The sequence below is a fragment of the Gracilibacillus sp. JCM 18966 genome, assembly GCF_055392695.1.
Window position 1 is genome coordinate 3,196,664 of sequence record NZ_AP043883.1, and the last position, 16,111, is coordinate 3,212,774.

General features: G+C 36.0%; 19 protein-coding genes. All 19 read left to right on the forward strand.

From position 1 onward, the window contains the following. The first annotated feature begins 2 nt into the window (after positions 1-2). The gene (gene aroH / locus ACZ5N5_RS15500; RefSeq protein ID WP_464372727.1) at positions 3-371 is read left to right on the forward strand and encodes a chorismate mutase; all 369 of its coding nucleotides are present in this window, start codon (positions 3-5) and stop codon (positions 369-371) included. A gap of 34 nt (positions 372-405) precedes the next feature. Continuing rightward, positions 406-1,494, forward strand: a complete 1,089-nt coding sequence (gene hisC, locus ACZ5N5_RS15505; RefSeq protein WP_277677981.1) for a histidinol-phosphate transaminase — start codon at positions 406-408, stop codon at positions 1,492-1,494. Positions 1,495-1,509: 15 nt separating this feature from the next. Beyond that, positions 1,510-2,610 carry a prephenate dehydrogenase gene (locus tag ACZ5N5_RS15510; RefSeq protein WP_464372728.1) on the forward strand — a complete coding sequence of 367 codons (1,101 nt, stop codon included), beginning with the start codon at positions 1,510-1,512 and terminating at the stop codon, positions 2,608-2,610. A 9-nt stretch (positions 2,611-2,619) separates the two neighbouring features. Then, positions 2,620-3,912: a 3-phosphoshikimate 1-carboxyvinyltransferase gene (aroA, locus tag ACZ5N5_RS15515; RefSeq protein ID WP_464372729.1), complete on the forward strand. Its 1,293-nt coding sequence runs from the start codon at positions 2,620-2,622 to the stop codon at positions 3,910-3,912. 212 nt (positions 3,913-4,124) lie between these two features. After that, positions 4,125-5,393 (forward strand): tetratricopeptide repeat protein, encoded by a 1,269-nt coding sequence (locus ACZ5N5_RS15520; RefSeq protein WP_464372730.1) that lies wholly within the window; start codon positions 4,125-4,127, stop codon positions 5,391-5,393. Between the two features lie 20 nt (positions 5,394-5,413). Further along, positions 5,414-5,980, forward strand: coding sequence for a ReoY family proteolytic degradation factor (locus ACZ5N5_RS15525; RefSeq protein WP_054859368.1), 567 nt, complete (start codon positions 5,414-5,416; stop codon positions 5,978-5,980). Positions 5,981-6,182: 202 nt separating this feature from the next. After that, complete coding sequence (locus tag ACZ5N5_RS15530) at positions 6,183-6,641, forward strand: DUF2487 family protein (protein WP_054787978.1); 459 nt, start codon at positions 6,183-6,185, stop codon at positions 6,639-6,641. Positions 6,642-6,761: 120 nt separating this feature from the next. After that, entirely contained in the window at positions 6,762-7,265 is a 504-nt protein-coding gene (locus ACZ5N5_RS15535; protein WP_054859369.1) for a QcrA and Rieske domain-containing protein, read from the forward strand. A gap of 3 nt (positions 7,266-7,268) precedes the next feature. After that, complete coding sequence (qcrB, locus tag ACZ5N5_RS15540) at positions 7,269-7,943, forward strand: menaquinol-cytochrome c reductase cytochrome b subunit (protein WP_109984267.1); 675 nt, start codon at positions 7,269-7,271, stop codon at positions 7,941-7,943. 27 nt (positions 7,944-7,970) lie between these two features. After that, entirely contained in the window at positions 7,971-8,747 is a 777-nt protein-coding gene (locus ACZ5N5_RS15545; protein ID WP_054859370.1) for a menaquinol-cytochrome c reductase cytochrome b/c subunit, read from the forward strand. Positions 8,748-8,913: 166 nt separating this feature from the next. Next, positions 8,914-9,507 (forward strand): lipoprotein heptaprenylglyceryl N-acetyltransferase LhaT, encoded by a 594-nt coding sequence (gene lhaT / locus ACZ5N5_RS15550; protein WP_425454575.1) that lies wholly within the window; start codon positions 8,914-8,916, stop codon positions 9,505-9,507. An 88-nt stretch (positions 9,508-9,595) separates the two neighbouring features. Then, complete coding sequence (locus tag ACZ5N5_RS15555; protein ID WP_464372731.1) at positions 9,596-10,315, forward strand: sporulation protein YpjB; 720 nt, start codon at positions 9,596-9,598, stop codon at positions 10,313-10,315. Between the two features lie 125 nt (positions 10,316-10,440). Next, on the forward strand, positions 10,441-11,112 hold the full coding sequence (locus tag ACZ5N5_RS15560) for a zinc metallopeptidase (RefSeq protein ID WP_109984269.1): 672 nt from the start codon (positions 10,441-10,443) through the stop codon (positions 11,110-11,112). 138 nt (positions 11,113-11,250) lie between these two features. Beyond that, on the forward strand, positions 11,251-11,589 hold the full coding sequence (locus tag ACZ5N5_RS15565; protein ID WP_109984270.1) for a nucleotide pyrophosphohydrolase: 339 nt from the start codon (positions 11,251-11,253) through the stop codon (positions 11,587-11,589). A gap of 3 nt (positions 11,590-11,592) precedes the next feature. After that, positions 11,593-12,393, forward strand: coding sequence for a 4-hydroxy-tetrahydrodipicolinate reductase (dapB, locus tag ACZ5N5_RS15570; RefSeq protein ID WP_054787982.1), 801 nt, complete (start codon positions 11,593-11,595; stop codon positions 12,391-12,393). A 9-nt stretch (positions 12,394-12,402) separates the two neighbouring features. After that, positions 12,403-12,795 (forward strand): methylglyoxal synthase, encoded by a 393-nt coding sequence (mgsA, locus tag ACZ5N5_RS15575; protein ID WP_109984271.1) that lies wholly within the window; start codon positions 12,403-12,405, stop codon positions 12,793-12,795. A gap of 30 nt (positions 12,796-12,825) precedes the next feature. Further along, a complete protein-coding gene (bshA, locus tag ACZ5N5_RS15580) occupies positions 12,826-13,956 on the forward strand; it encodes an N-acetyl-alpha-D-glucosaminyl L-malate synthase BshA (RefSeq protein WP_464372732.1) in 1,131 nt (376 codons plus the stop codon). Further along, the gene (locus ACZ5N5_RS15585) at positions 13,949-15,139 is read left to right on the forward strand and encodes a CCA tRNA nucleotidyltransferase (protein ID WP_464372733.1); all 1,191 of its coding nucleotides are present in this window, start codon (positions 13,949-13,951) and stop codon (positions 15,137-15,139) included. The genes bshA and ACZ5N5_RS15585 overlap by 8 nt, the downstream gene beginning before the upstream one ends. Next, positions 15,126-16,103 carry a biotin--[acetyl-CoA-carboxylase] ligase gene (locus tag ACZ5N5_RS15590; RefSeq protein ID WP_464372734.1) on the forward strand — a complete coding sequence of 326 codons (978 nt, stop codon included), beginning with the start codon at positions 15,126-15,128 and terminating at the stop codon, positions 16,101-16,103. The genes ACZ5N5_RS15585 and ACZ5N5_RS15590 overlap by 14 nt, the downstream gene beginning before the upstream one ends. The last annotated feature ends 8 nt before the right edge of the window (positions 16,104-16,111 follow it).

Below are 16,111 nucleotides of genomic sequence, written 5' to 3' on the forward strand. Positions count from 1 at the left end.
CATTGATCAGAGGGATACGAGGGGCCACTACTGTTCAAGCTAATCAGGCAGAAGAAATAATTAATGAAACAAAGAAAATGGTTGAAAAAATGGTAGAAGTAAATCAGGTTAAACCAGAGGACATCGCGTCAGTACTTATATCTGTAACTCCTGATTTAAATGCTACCTTTCCAGCAAAGGCGCTTCGTTTAATAGATGGTTGGAAGTATGTACCAGTTATGTGTATGCCTGAAATAAATGTTCCAGGGAGTCTTGCACAGTGTATTCGTGTTATGATGACAGTAAACACTTCATTGAATCAAGAAGAAGTAGAGCACATCTATCTAAATGAGGCAATTAAATTAAGACCAGATTTATTAGGAAAGGATTAGTACAATGAGAAATCGCGAAAATGATGAAATGCGTATTCAGGCGAAACAAGTTTTTCAAAGTATGTCTCCATACACTCCTGGAAAACAGATTGAAGATGTAAAAAAAGAATATGGCTTAAACCAAATTGTAAAATTAGCTTCGAACGAAAATCCATTCGGCTACTCATCAAAAGTAAAAAAAGCCATTCCTCAAATGCTAGATCACTTAGAAATTTATCCAGACGGATATGCAAAGCAATTACGTGATGGATTGGCATCTAAGTTAGAAATTAACGAGGAGCAGTTAACGTTTGGTTGTGGATCAGATGAGATTGTTGATATTATCTGTCGTTCTTATCTGGAAAAAGGGACAAATACCATTATGGCTACGCCTACGTTTCCTCAGTATAAGCATAATGCTTTAATACAAGGAGCGGAGATTATTGAAGTACCATTAATCAATGGTTATCATGATCTTCCAGCAATGCTTGATGCAATCAATCAACAAACAAAAGTTATCTGGCTGTGTTCGCCTAATAATCCAACAGGATCCTTAATTCCAAAGGATGAGCTAATTAACTTTTTAGATAATTGTCCATCCAATATTATCGTTGTTCTTGACGAGGCGTATTATGAATATATTGAAAGATCAAAAAAACCAGATAGTACTTCATTGGTTCAAAAATACGCTAACTTAGTTGTATTACGAACTTTTTCAAAGGCATATGGTCTAGCAAACCTGCGGGTAGGTTATAGTATTGCATCAGAGGAAATTACGACGATTCTTAACATAACCCGAGGTCCCTTTAATACGACAAGCATCTCCCAATTATCAGCTTTAATGGCATTAGAAGATGAGGACTTTCTTGAAGAAACATATAAACGAAATATTGAAAATAAAGTCGCATTCATGGAGTTTTGTAATGAAGTTGGATTAGATTATTATGATTCAGAGGCAAATTTTTTATTTGTCAAACTACCAACTAGTGGAGACCAATTATTTGAATTCTTATTAACCAAAGGCTTTATTGTCCGTTCTGGCGAGGCACTAGGGCATCCAAATGGAGTTCGAATCACTATAGGCTCTAAAGAGAACATGGAAGTATTACAGCAACGAATCAAAGAATTTTTAGCAAATGTTTAAAAAGGAGAATAAATCGTGAAACAAACGGTTTTAATAGCGGGCCTCGGTCTTATCGGAGGCTCGCTTGCTTTAAGTATAAAAGAGATAAAGGGAATAAGGTTGATCGGTTATGATGCAGATCGACATGCCCTAGAATATAGCAAAATGAATGGTATTGTCGATGATATCTATTATCAATTCGATAAGGCGGTATTAGAAGCAGATATTTGTATTTTTGCTACACCTGTTTCCAAAACGGTTGACTTAATTCCTCAATTAAACGAATTGACTTTAGAGAAAGAGTTGCTTGTTTCAGATGTTGGTTCAGTAAAATCCTTAATTATGAATACTGCAGAAAAGATTACTTCAGATAAGGTAACCTTTATTGGTGGCCATCCAATGGCTGGGTCTCATAAAAGGGGCATCCAATCAGCAAAAGCTCATTTGTTTGAAAATGCGATTTATGTGTTAACTCCAACAAAAAAGAGTACTGCTGAGGATATGGAAAAATTGAAGGCTCTCTTAACACCTACGAAGGCCAAATTTTTGATCCTTGATGCAAAAGAGCATGATGAAATGACTAGTGTTATCTCCCATTTTCCACACTTAGTTGCTTCCTCTCTTGTTCATCAGGCAAGAGAGTGGCAAAAAATCCATCCATATATTCCGAAGCTAGCAGCAGGAGGATTTCGTGATATCACAAGAATTGCCTCCAGTAATCCAAGTATGTGGAAGGATATCTTTTTTCAGAATCGTGATAAGATGAGTCGTCTTCTAGCAGATTGGATAGAAGAAATGAAGAAGCTCAAGGATTTAATTGATTCTGGTGAAAAAACACAAATTCAAACATATCTAGAACAGGCTAAGGACTATCGAGACGGATTAGATAGTAAGAAAAAAGGTGCAATCTTATCATATTATGACTTATATGTAGATATATTTGATCAGCCAGGTGCACTTTTGAAGGTTGTCCATTTATTAGCAGAGCATGATATTAGTATTAATAATATTGAAATTCTAGAAATTCGTGAAGGAATAACAGGAGTTCTACGATTAAGTTTCCAAAATAAGAATGATCAGCAAATAAGTCAAGCAATCTTGAGTAAAAATAACTATGAAACAATGATAGAGGAATAGGAGAGATCGATGTTGTCTAAAAAAGTTTTATCATTTAAAGATAGAAGTCTAAAAGGGAATATTTCTGTTCCTGGAGACAAATCTATTTCCCATCGTGCCGTCATGTTTGGATCACTCGCAAAAGGGGAAACACGTATTACTAATTTTTTGGCGGGAGAGGATTGCTTATCTACCATTGCTGCATTTCAGGCAATGGGCGTCGATATAGTAAGAAACAATGATTCCGTACAAATCCAATCACAAGGAATCAAAGGATTAAAGGAACCAGCAGAACCAATAAATCTTGGTAATTCTGGAACAACAGCAAGATTATTAATGGGAATCTTAGCAGGTTTACCTTATCACTTCACCTTATACGGGGATGCTTCTTTATCTAAAAGACCAATGGATCGCATTACAAACCCTTTAAAACAGATGGGTGCAAAAATTGACGGTAGGGAAAATGGTAGACTTTTGCCCATCTCGATTCGTGGTGGTAATTTAAATCCCATCCATTATCATACACCGATGAAAAGTGCACAGGTTAAATCAGGTGTGCTTTTAGCAGGCTTACTGACAGATGGAACAACAGTGGTAACAGAGGACACGAAGACCCGTGATCATACAGAAAATATGTTAAAAGCATTTGGTGCAAGGCTTAATGTTAATGGTACAGAAGTAACGGTTGAAGGGAATAAACCCTTAACAGCTTGTGATATCGAGGTGCCTGGAGATATCTCTTCTGCAGCATTTTTCTTAGTTGCAGCCGCAGTTACAGCTGGTAGTGAAGTGAAGATCACAAATGTAGGGCTAAATCAAACACGAACAGGAATTATCGATGTACTCCAATTAATGGATGTAGATATTACGGTCAAAGAAGATCGAATCGTAGGGGGAGAGCCTATAGGTGATATTGTCGTAAAATCATCTAAACCAAAAGCCGCAGTCATCGAAGGTGACATTATCCCACGAATCATTGATGAAATACCAATTATTGCCTTACTTGCTACCCAAGCGGAAGGTAAGACGGTTATTAAGGACGCAAAGGAATTACGTTTTAAAGAAACAGATCGAATCGAGTCTGTTGTGAGCACACTTAAAGCATTAGGGGCAGAGATTGAAGCAACTGAAGACGGGATGATTATAACCGGTGGGACGAAGCTTCATGGTGGAGTGACAAATTCATATGGTGATCATCGCATAGGTATGATGATAGCTATTGCTTCCTTACTTATAGAGGAAGAAGTTGAACTCATTGATGATAAATGTATAGCTGTTTCTTATCCTGGCTTTTTTGAGGATTTAGACAAGTTATCCCATTAGAAAGAGGATATAAGGACCACCTCAAAAACTTTCTGTATGATCATGTACTCTTACTAGGATACTATCCAAAAGCCAAGCATTGTTGTTGGCTTTTTTCTTATGTAATTTTAGTTTTTTTCATCCATCACAAAATTTCGTTTAGTTGCTTCCAAACATTTTTTCCGCTAATATGAACATAAGTAGAGCCTGTTAAAAAAGAAAGGTTGAAGCATGTGAATCCATTAAACCAAGCAATAGAACTCATTCATAATGGCGAAATGAATGAAGCATTCAAGCTATTGCAACAAGAGGCTGAGAATTCAGATACAGACGGCAAATTAGATATAGCGGAGATCTATAGTGAGTTGGGAATGCAGGAGGAAGCAGCTCACTTATTAGAAGAAGTTATTCAGATAGAGCCTTACAATAATGAGGCAAAATTAATGTTGGCCGAAATATTTATTAATGATAATAATGATGAAAAGGCAATAATGTTATTAAATGAAATAGACGAACAAAGTGAGTCATTCTTACAGGCTTTAGTTTTATTAGCAGATCTATATCAGACCCAAGGACTATTTGAAGTAGCTGAATCCAAATTGTTAGAAGCAAAGAGAAGGGCGCCAGATGAGCCAATTATTGATTTAGCACTTGCGGAATTATTATTTTCAATTGGATCTTATCACAAAGCTATCATATATTATGAAAAAATTTCCAAGACAACAGAAGAAATGGGTGGCGTTAATCTTCAGGCAAGACTTGCGGAATCTTTTGCCTTAAATGGACAATTTGAGGAGGCATTACGTCATTTTCAAGCATTAGAAATAGAGGACCCTGATCAACTCTTTCGATATGGTTTTCTTGCCTTTCAAGCAGAACGATTTGAGATAGCGATTCAGGCATGGGAGAGGCTATTAGATTTGGATAGTGAATATCCTTCAGTATACCCATATTTATCAGAGGCATATGAAGAGGAAGGATTATTAGAAGAAGCATATAATATTGTGTCAAAGGGATTAGAAATTGATCCATACAATAAGGAAATTTGGTTTATCGCTGGAAAAATAGCGAATAAGTTGGGAAATAGAGAAGAGTCCTATCAATATATGGAAGACGCCTTAAAAATTGATCCAGAATATCAAGAGGCACTATTATTTTTGTTAGAGGCATTTAAAAAAGAAGAAAATTACCAAAAGCTAATCAACGTGCTGACAACAATCGTAGATATCGATCATTTAGATGGTGTTTTTCAATGGGAATTAGCCAAAGCATATAATGAAGAAGAACAATATAAAGAGGCATTATTTACTTACCAAAAAGCATACACTAAAATGAACAGTGATACTGATTTCTTAAGAGATTATGGCTATTTCTTAGTAGAAGAGGGGAGGATTTCAGAAGCAATTAGTATTTTCAAGCAATATATGAAATGGGAACCTGCTGATTTTGAAATTCAGCAATATATAGAACGGCTAATGAATCAAAATGATACTCTCTCATAAAAACGGAGGGGAATAGCAAATTGGAAACATCAGTAAGTGTAGAAGATAAAAAAACATTTATTCAATGGTTTCTTGGCCATTACCAACTAAAAAAGAGAGAAAGTGTGTGGATTTTAAATTATTTATTAAACCACTCACAAGTTCTAGAACAGGTTCATTTTGTTTTAGAAGCCAGATTTTGCCCAAGGGCAATGATTATTTCAACACATTGTTCGAAAGAAATCGCATTCCGCTTTTATAAAAAGCATATTGTCACAACCGATGCAGATAAGTCCTTTCATGATATTCGATTACACAATGACGAACCAATTTACATTCAATTAAATTTTAAAGGTGCGCAACAAAGTGTCCAATACATGAATGTTTTGGAAGATAATCCTTTTATTCCTGATGACTATTTTTTATCAAGTCATGACAAAAAGGAGATGGATCTGTGGCTTGATTATTCTCTATATAAATTTAGAAAAGCCAAAATCGAACAAAAAATTAATGAAGCACTAGATCAAAAAAATGAAGAAATGTTTTTAAATTATACAGAAATTTTAAAAAAGCTGGATAATTTGTCAGATTATAGGTATAATGATTAATGAATAGGAACTGTTTATACACAGATTCTCTTATTGATCGAATTTCATTTTGAGAAAGCAGATGGAATTCGTTTTTTTCTTGCATTTTAAAAGATCGTTACTAGCTTTTCCTTCACTAATTGAATGGTTATAAGGTAATAGATATGAATAGAAGTATATTAAAAGAATATATATGGCGATCTAGTGGGGGGAGGAAATCTTCATGAAATGGGACAAGGATGATTTAAAGGTCTATTATAAATCAAAGGAATATGTAGATACTGTCTGTATTCCGTTAGCTCCAATTTCTTACGAGAAGGAAGAAGAAGCTGTGAAGCTGTCCAATCAATATCAATCCTTACAATTGTTATCAACTGAATTAGAAAGAAATTATGTTGGTAGGATGATGTTAAGTCCATTGTATACATATAAGAAAGATAAAAATATGGAAATGGAAATCAAAAGAATGAATCAATGGATTCATGATTTTCAAGCAGATTTTAAGCATGTCTTTTTATTAACCTTTGATGTGAATTGGAGAAAGCAAGAAAAAGATCTTGATGGTCAGTTAATTTGGCTTCCTGCGACGTCGATTGAAGCACAGCCAACAGAGTTAACAAAGAAATGGATACAGGAACAAATAAGCCAAATTAGTGAATTGATTCAATCGTATTGGGACTAGAATGAAATTAAAAGGAGATTTTATTGACCATCTTAAAAGTTTGCGCTATCATAGTAATGTCCTAGTATAATAAGAGATTATAATCCATGAAGTCGGAATATGTGTAGAGGGGGGTAAATGATGTCGGAGAAAAAACAACAAGTGTCCCGTCGCCAATTTTTAAATTATACATTAACAGGTGTTGGGGGATTTATGGCTGCAAGCATGCTCGCACCAATGGTTCGTTTTGCAATTGATCCCGTTTTAAAAGCATCAAGTGCTAGTGAAATGCATGCTGTTGTTGAAGTTTCTGAAATTACAAAGGAACCACAAAGATTTGATTGGACAGTGGAACAAGTTGATGCTTGGTATACGTCCGATGTAACCCATAGTGCATGGGTTTACAAAAATGAAAAAGATGAAATAATTCCATTATCACCTGTATGTAAGCACTTAGGTTGTCAGGTGAACTGGGCTACAAATGAACCAGACGAATTTTATTGTCCTTGTCATGGTGGGCGTTATTATAAAAGTGGAGAAAACGTTCCAAATACACCACCAAATGCTCCTTTAGATTTATATGAATTTGAAGTGAGAGATGGCACTTTATTTCTTGGACAACCCGTACCAAGACAGGAGGTTTAATGAATGCTACAAAAGGTTTATGATTGGATTGATGAGCGTGTAGATATTACACCACTTTGGCGTGATATTGCAGATCATGAAGTGCCAGAGCATGTCAACCCTGCACACCATTTTTCTGCTTTTGTTTATTGCTTTGGTGGATTAACTTTTTTTGTAACGGTTATCCAAATTCTATCAGGTATGTTTTTAACGATGTACTATGTTCCTGATATTGAAAATGCTTGGCGTTCTGTTTATTATCTACAAACAGAGGTAGCTCATGGACAGATTGTAAGAGGGATGCATCATTGGGGTGCCAGTGTTGTTATAGTCATGCTATTTTTACATACTTTACGTGTATTTTTCCAAGGTGCTTACAAAAAACCACGTGAGCTTAACTGGATGGTAGGTGTGCTTATTTTCTTTGTTATGCTTGCACTTGGATTAACCGGATACCTATTGCCGTGGGATAACAAAGCATATTTTGCTACAGTAGTAACTTTACAAATTGCAGAACAAGTTCCACTGATCGGTGAATTTGCTAAAACATTGTTAAATGGAGATCCTTCTATCGTAGGTGCACAGACATTAGCCAGATTCTTTGCGATCCATGTCTTTTTCTTACCTGCCGCATTGTTTGTTTTAATGGCTGTTCACTTCATTATGATTCGTAAACAAGGGATTTCTGGTCCGCTATAAAATTAACGTTGTAAAGGAGGGATTTCAGTGAAGAGAGGAAAGGGAATGAAGTTTGTCGGGGATTCTCGAATTCCTGCTGAAAAGCAAAAATTTATTCCAAAAGATTATTCTGAATATCCTGGTAGAACAGAAGCATTTTGGCCTAACTTTCTATTGAAAGAATGGTTAGTAGGTGCGGTATTTCTTGTTGGCTTTTTATGTTTAACCGTTGCCCATCCTGCACCACTGGAGAAGATTGCTGATCCAACAGATGCTTCTTACATACCACTGCCAGACTGGTATTTCTTATTTCTATATCAATTACTAAAATATGAGTTTGCAAGTGGACCATATTTTGTATTAGGAGCACTTATCATACCTGGTCTTGCATTTGGTGGTTTATTTTTAGCTCCTTTCTTAGATAAAGGAAAAGAGAGACGACCACATAAACGACCAATTACTACATCACTAATGATTTTAGGTTTTGTTGCTGTATTTTGGTTAACTTACGAAGCTGCTGCTCATGTTGATTGGGAGGCAAAAGCTGAAAATAATAAACCGGAACTACCTAGTGAAGTGGAAATTGACACTTCAGACCCTGGCTATGCAGTTTTTGAAAAAAGCTGTATGCAGTGTCATGGAGGGGAATTAGAAGGTGGAGCGGCTGCACCAACCCTTATTGGAATCGATTATAGTGTTGATGAGATCAAGGATATTGCAGTGAATGGTATTGGTAGCATGCCAGCAAACCAATTCCAGGGCTCTGATGAAGAATTACAACAATTAGCAGAATTTATCGTATCTGTAAACGAAGAACAAGAGTAGTCTTAACCCTCGTCTGTTTGTAGGCGAGGGTTTTTCCTTTCTGTTATTGAAGTGATTAAAATTTTGTGAATAGAGATTGGAATCACAGACTGGAATTCTCACCATAGCTATCACATATATCTATGCGTAACAAATCTAATTATTTGTTTTATGAGGGGGTATCCTTTTGTTAAAATACTTATTTTTTAATCGCTATTCTCTAATAGCCTTGTTCACCATCAATTTACTCGGAACTATTTATGGGTACTACTGGTATAAATCCCAAATTGCTGAAACTCCTGCCATCTTTATCCCGTTTGTTCCAGATAGTCCTACTGCCAGTTTATTTTTCACCTTATTTTTATTGTTTTATCTTAATGGGAAAACTGTACGAACGATTGAGGCCTTAGCCTTTGTGTCACTTTTAAAATATGGGATATGGGCGGTAGTAATGAATCTGTTTACCTTAGTGGTGGATGGGCAATTACCGTGGACTGGATATATGTTGATGGTCTCACATGGAGCTATGGCTTTACAAGCTTATATTTACTCTCCATTATATACTTTTTCATTACGTCACTTAACGATAGCGTCCATTTTTTTGTTACATAATGAGATCATTGATTACGTTTATGGAATGATGCCTACATATGGAAGCTTGTCTGAATACGCTGATCATATAGGTTATTTTACTTTCTGGTTAAGTATCGCTTGTATCCTATTCGCCTATTTTAAGACGATTTATTCGAAAGAGAAAAAAGTTCATTCTAAATCCCTTTAATTATTCCAAACAGTATAGAGTAACTGACATATCTAACTTGGACACTTCATACATTAAGTATAAGGAATGTATGGAAGAAGGGGTTTGAGTGGACAGAAAATATTTATTTTGCGTATTTATTCTTATCTTTATTACTGCTACTTTTATAACATCACTTGTGAATGCACAACCTGAAAAACAACAATTAGTCCATTTTGAAAGACTGGTACAAGAAAAACGTTATGATTTAGCATGGAAAAAGCTTGAACAACAAAAGTTAGACTTAATGAATAAAGTGCAGGAGAATGCTCCATCTTTCCGTCAAAGCTTTGAAAATATGGTGGAATTAAATATGCAAAACCTTCCGAATAGCTCTGTGTCCGATTATGAAAAAATGAAACAAGCTCAGACATTAGTCGTTGTATATGATGCGATCGTGAATAAAAAAGCACCTCTTTGGCACAAATGGAAGGAAGAATTAGAAATCTCCATCCAAGAAATACTTCATTCTAATGAGGTAACAGAGAGCCAAGTGAAGGCGGTTATGTATCAATGGGAGGTAATCTCTCCAGTACTTAAGATGTATCTTCCGAAAGGGGAATACAAGGAGCTAGAAGCTGATTTTGATGAATTATATCAAAACAGCACTTGGAAGCAAGATTCCACATTAGAATCAGTATTTCAGCAAATGTTGCTAATTGATTTAGAAAGCTTACAAAAACAACAACAAGAAAATTATCTACTTTGGTTGATGTTAGTAGTAGGTGGATTTATTTTCTTGTCATTATCCTATGTCGGTTGGGTAAGGTATAAAGCAGAAGGAAAATAATTCATAGCTTCACCATGTGAAAGCACCCACATAAAAAACACACTATTTAAAATAAGCGTACAAATTGACAGATGTTCATTTTTTGACTAAAATTGACCTATATAGAATGCTTGGAGGAATGACAAATGGGGTATTTGATTTATCTGGTAATACTCATTGCCGTACCTTTAATTGCCCAATCAAAGGTGAAAAGTACGTATAAGAAATATTCTAAGGTAATGAATTCGAATATGGTAACAGGTGCACAAGTGGCTAGAAAAATACTGGATGATAATGGCCTGTATCATGTTTCAATTGAAGAGACAAGAGGAACACTCTCCGATCATTATGATCCAAGGAAAAAGGTAGTTCGCTTGTCCAGTGATAACTATCATGGCTATTCTGCAGCAGCTGCAGCTATTGCGGCACATGAGGTAGGACATGCCATTCAAGATGCAGAATCCTATGCATTTTTACGTTTCCGTCACAGTCTTGTTCCAATTGCGGGCTTTGGAGATAAAATGTCGTTTATCTTTATCATAGCAGGTTTCCTTCTTGGGCAAATGAACTTAGTTTTAATTGGAGTTATTTTTATGGCGTTTGCTGTATTATTCCAATTAGTAACATTGCCTGTGGAATTTGATGCATCGAACCGTGCAATGGCACAATTAGTTTCATCAGGTATCATTCGCAACAATGAAGAGAGACAAACAAAAAAGGTACTAAACGCCGCAGCATTAACCTATGTCGCTGCAGCATTAGTTGCAGTAGCAGAGCTCATCCGCTTTGCATCCATATTCCTATTAAGTGAAGAATAGTATTTCCTAAGGCAGATGTATATAGCATCTGCTTTTTTGATATGGAGAAAAAGTATTTCCGTTCGTAATAAATCAAGCTGTCGATAAATCTTCATTGATTAGGAAGGAATGTTATACTTTATTTAAGGAGGTATTAGAATGTATAATAAAGATAGTGTCCAGGATATGCAGAAACGAGTCGATGCTTTTATCTCTCAATTTGAAGAAGGTTATTTCTCACCAATGAGTATGTTAGCAAGATTCACTGAAGAGATCGGTGAACTTGCGCGAGAGGTTAACCATGTATATGGAGAAAAGCCAAAAAAATCTACAGAAGAAGAAAATACGATCGAAGCAGAGCTCGGTGATCTTTTTTTCGTCATGATAAGCTTCGCTAATTCACAAAATATAAATCTTGGCACAGCTTTTGATCAAGCCATGACAAAAATAGAAACAAGAGACAAGAATCGATGGACCAAGAAAGAACTGGAGGAATAAACATTGGATAAAATTAAAGTTATTGTGGCAGGACCTAGAGGAAAAATGGGTGCAGAAGCACTTCGTATGATCGAAAAACAATCAGATTTAGAACTAGTTGCTTGCCTTGACCATAAGTATGAAGGAAAAAACATACAAGAATTTGAAGAACTGCCAAACTTAGATGCTGTTATCTATACGAATATAGAAGAATGCTTATCAACCGTTCAAGCAGATGTATTGGTAGACCTAACAACTCCTGAATTTGGTTACATACATACGAAGACAGCTATTTTAAACGGAGTTCGGCCAGTGGTCGGAACAACAGGCTTTACAGAGGAAGAATTGAAGGAATTAACAGACTTAGCAGAGGAAAAAGAAATTGGTGTCATCATTGCACCGAATTTTGCACTTGGCGCAGTATTAATGATGCAATTTTCTAAATGGGCAGCAAAATACTTTCCAGATGTAGAAATCATTGAAAAGCATCATGATCGTAAATTAGACGCTCCATCTGGTACAGCTGTTAAAACGGCTGCTTTAATTAAAGAAGTAAGAGAATCCAAACAGCAAGGACATCCAGATGAAAAAGAAACGATTGCAGGGGCACGTGGAGCCGATGTAGATGGTATGAGAATTCACAGCATGAGGCTGCCAGGACTTGTCGCACATCAAGAAGTGGTTTTTGGTTCAAAAGGGGAAAATTTAACGATTAAGCATGACTCGTTTCATCGAGAATCCTTTATGACAGGAGTTAAACTTGCTATTGATCAAGTAATAAAGCTAGATCTACTCGTTTATGGGTTAGAAAATATATTAGAATAGGTGATGAGGATGAACATAGCATTAATAGCTCACGATAAGAAGAAAGAGGATATGGTAACCTTTGCCATTGCCTATACGAGCATTTTAGAAAAACATACCTTATTTGCAACAGGGACGACGGGAAAAAAAATTAATGAAGCGACAGGTTTAACGATTCATCGATTCCAATCAGGGCCACTTGGTGGGGATCAACAAATCGGTGCCAAAATCGCAAACAATGAAATGGATTTAGTGATATTCTTTCGAGACCCTTTAACAGCACAACCCCATGAACCAGATATTACTGCACTAATAAGGTTGTGTGATGTTTACCAAATCCCTCTAGTTACGAATTTGGGTGGTGCAGAGGTGTTAATTCGTGCGCTCGACGCTGGATTCTTCAATTGGAGAAATTTAAAATAACCACAATTGGAAGATAGGTAGGTTTTGTATATGAAAATAGGAATTACATGTTATCCTTCTGTAGGCGGTTCTGGTATTATCGCAACAGAACTTGGGAAAATGCTTGCTGAAAAAGGGCATGAAATTCATTTTATCACCTCTAGTGTACCCTTTAGACTAGATTCATTTTATCCTAATATCTATTTTCATGAGGTTGAAATGAGTCATTATCCAGTATTTCAGTATCCGCCGTATGATTTAGCACTTGCAACCAAAATAGCAGAGGTTATCGATAATGAGAAGCTGGATATTATTCATGCACATTATGCAATGCCCCATGCTATTTGTGCTATTTTGGCAAAGCAAATGGCGAAACACCCAACAAAAATTGTCACAACATTACATGGTACAGATATTACAGTTTTAGGAATTGATTTAAGCTTAAAGAAAATCATTAAATTCGGAATGGAACAATCTGATGCGGTTACAGCGGTTTCTCATAGCCTGGTACAGCAAACCAAAGACATGCTAGAAACAAATAAAGAGATCGAGGTCATATATAACTTTGTTAATGAGAAAGAATATTATAAGCTTCAAAACACCAATCTGAAGGAAAAATACGGAATTCAAGATTCGGAAAAGGTACTTATTCATATTTCTAATTTTCGTAAAGTGAAGCGAGTAGAAGACGTTGTTCGAACTTTTGCGAAAGTAAATGAACAGATTCCTGCCCGGCTTCTCCTGATTGGAGATGGCCCAGAATACTGCCAAATTGTTGAATTAGTAAAAACGCTAGGGCTTAGTGAGTCTGTTCATTTCCTTGGAAAGCAAAAAAACATTCCAGAATTATTGTCTATTTCTGATATCAATCTATTATTATCAGAAAAAGAAAGCTTTGGTTTAGTATTATTAGAAGCAATGGCTTGTGGTGTTCCATGTATTGGAACAAATATAGGTGGAATTCCAGAAGTGATCCAACATAAAGAAAATGGTTATATCGAAGAGCTAGGAGATGTGCAAGCATTCGCTGATCGAATCCTTACTTTATTAGAAGATAAAGAGAAGTATCTACAATTTTCTAGAAATGCAATTAATCATGTGAAAACTAACTTTTCTTCAGACCAAATTAGAAACCAATATGAAAGACTTTATCAAAAAGTTTTAGGAGTCGGACATGAGTAAATGGTTATTTTCCCATGCTTTTAAAATCATTGAACAGATAGAATCTAATCGATTTCAAGCATTTATAGTAGGTGGTGCTGTACGCGATTATCTGCTTAACCGTCCTATATCAGATATCGATATTGCGACAGATGCTTTGCCTGCAGATATAATGAAAATATTTGATAAAGTAATTCCTACAGGCATTAAACATGGGACTGTGCTCGTTCGGTCCCAGCAGTTATCTTTTGAGATCACAACCTTTCGAAAAGAAAGTGGTTATCAAGACCACAGACATCCAGATAGTGTGACTTTTGTCTCGGATATAGAAGAAGATCTGTCAAGAAGAGATTTTACGATGAACGCATTAGCAATGGATCGCAATTTCAAGGTCATTGATCCATTCGGAGGAGAAAGTGATATTAAGGCTCAAATCATTCGAATGGTAGGTAATCCTAATCATCGATTACAAGAGGATCCGTTAAGGATGATGCGAGCTGTCCGATTTAGTAGCCAGCTTGGTTTTGCTGTCGACCCGATAACCTTAAAAGCTATTCAAAAAAATGCACTATTATTAGAACATATCGCAGTAGAAAGAATAGCAGTAGAATGGGAGAAGCTTCTTACAGGCTCTTATATGAGAAAAGGCCTGCAGCTATTATTGGAAACTGGCATTCATTCACATTTACCTCTTTTATCAGAACAGGTAGAGGTTCAAAATCAGTTAAAGAAATTAAAAGTGCCTTTCCCTAGTATGACCGCATTTATCGCATGGGCACATTTACTAAAACGAAATACCCCCATTTCAGCATGGTCACGCAAGTGGAAACTATCTAATCAACAAAAGAAGGATGCTAATCTACTCGTAAAAGTTTTTGATATTTTATATGACGAAAATCAATGGAAATGGGCTGTGTATCTTTTACCGGAACGTCTTATCTCTTCCTTTGTAGCCGTTTATACAAGCTTTACAAAACAACCGATTACTATGGAAAAAATAATTGATATAAAGAGGAACCTACCTATAAACTCTCGTGCTCAGCTTGATATTAATGGGAAAGATGTGATGAAATGTTTTCCTGAAAGATCGAAAGGTCCCTGGATACAAAAAAATCTAGAACGTGTGGAACAAGCAGTAGTCAACGGGGAAATTGAAAATGATTCAAAAAAAATAAGTGAGTGGATATTAAATGAAAGATTCTAAACGCAATCAATTGATACAGCTATTAGCGAAGCATGAAGAAGACTATATTTCTGGCCAAACATTGTCAGACAAATTAGGTATATCAAGAACAGCTGTCTGGAAGCATATTAATGAATTAAAAAAAGATGGGTATCAGTTCGAATCTGCCCCCCGAAAAGGTTATAAGTTAATTCATCGTTCTTCTGATCTCAGCGAAAGCTCGATTAAATGGGATTTACAAACAAACTGGGTAGGACAAAAAGTTTATTTTCAAGAAGAAATGGATTCTACACAGGATTACGCTCATCGGCTGGCGAGAAAAAATGCGGAACATGGCACAGTTGTCATCACTAATAAACAAAAAAAGGGTAGGGGAAGGATGAACAGAAGCTGGGAATCTAACCACCCAGAGGGTATCTGGATAAGCATCCTCTTACGACCTGACACCCCTCCACATCATGCTTCCCAGATGACGTTATTTACAGCAGTAAGTATTGTGGAATCATTAAGACTTATAACGAATGCAGATATCCAGATTAAATGGCCAAATGACCTCTACTTAAACGGAAAAAAAATATGCGGCATTTTAACAGAAATGCAGGCAGAGCTTGATCAAATAGACTACTTAATTATTGGTTTTGGGATTAATGTCAATCAAACATTGGCTACTTTTCCACAAGACTTAAAGAATAAATCGACTTCCCTTTCGATTGAAACAGGAAAGGAATGGAATCGCAAGGAGTTAATCCAAATTATCCTAGAGAATTTTGAAGATCATTATCATCACTATCTTGAAAATGGATTCCATCATACAAAACAAAAATGGATGAACTATGCATATAAATTAAATGAAAAAGTGGAAGTTAAAACTCCAAAGTCGCATTATTCCGCTACCATTCAAGGTATTAATGATGAAGGTGCTTTAATTGTCAAAAAGGAAAATCAACAACTAGAAACGATCTATAGTGCAGAAATTCATTGGTAAGAGGGGAA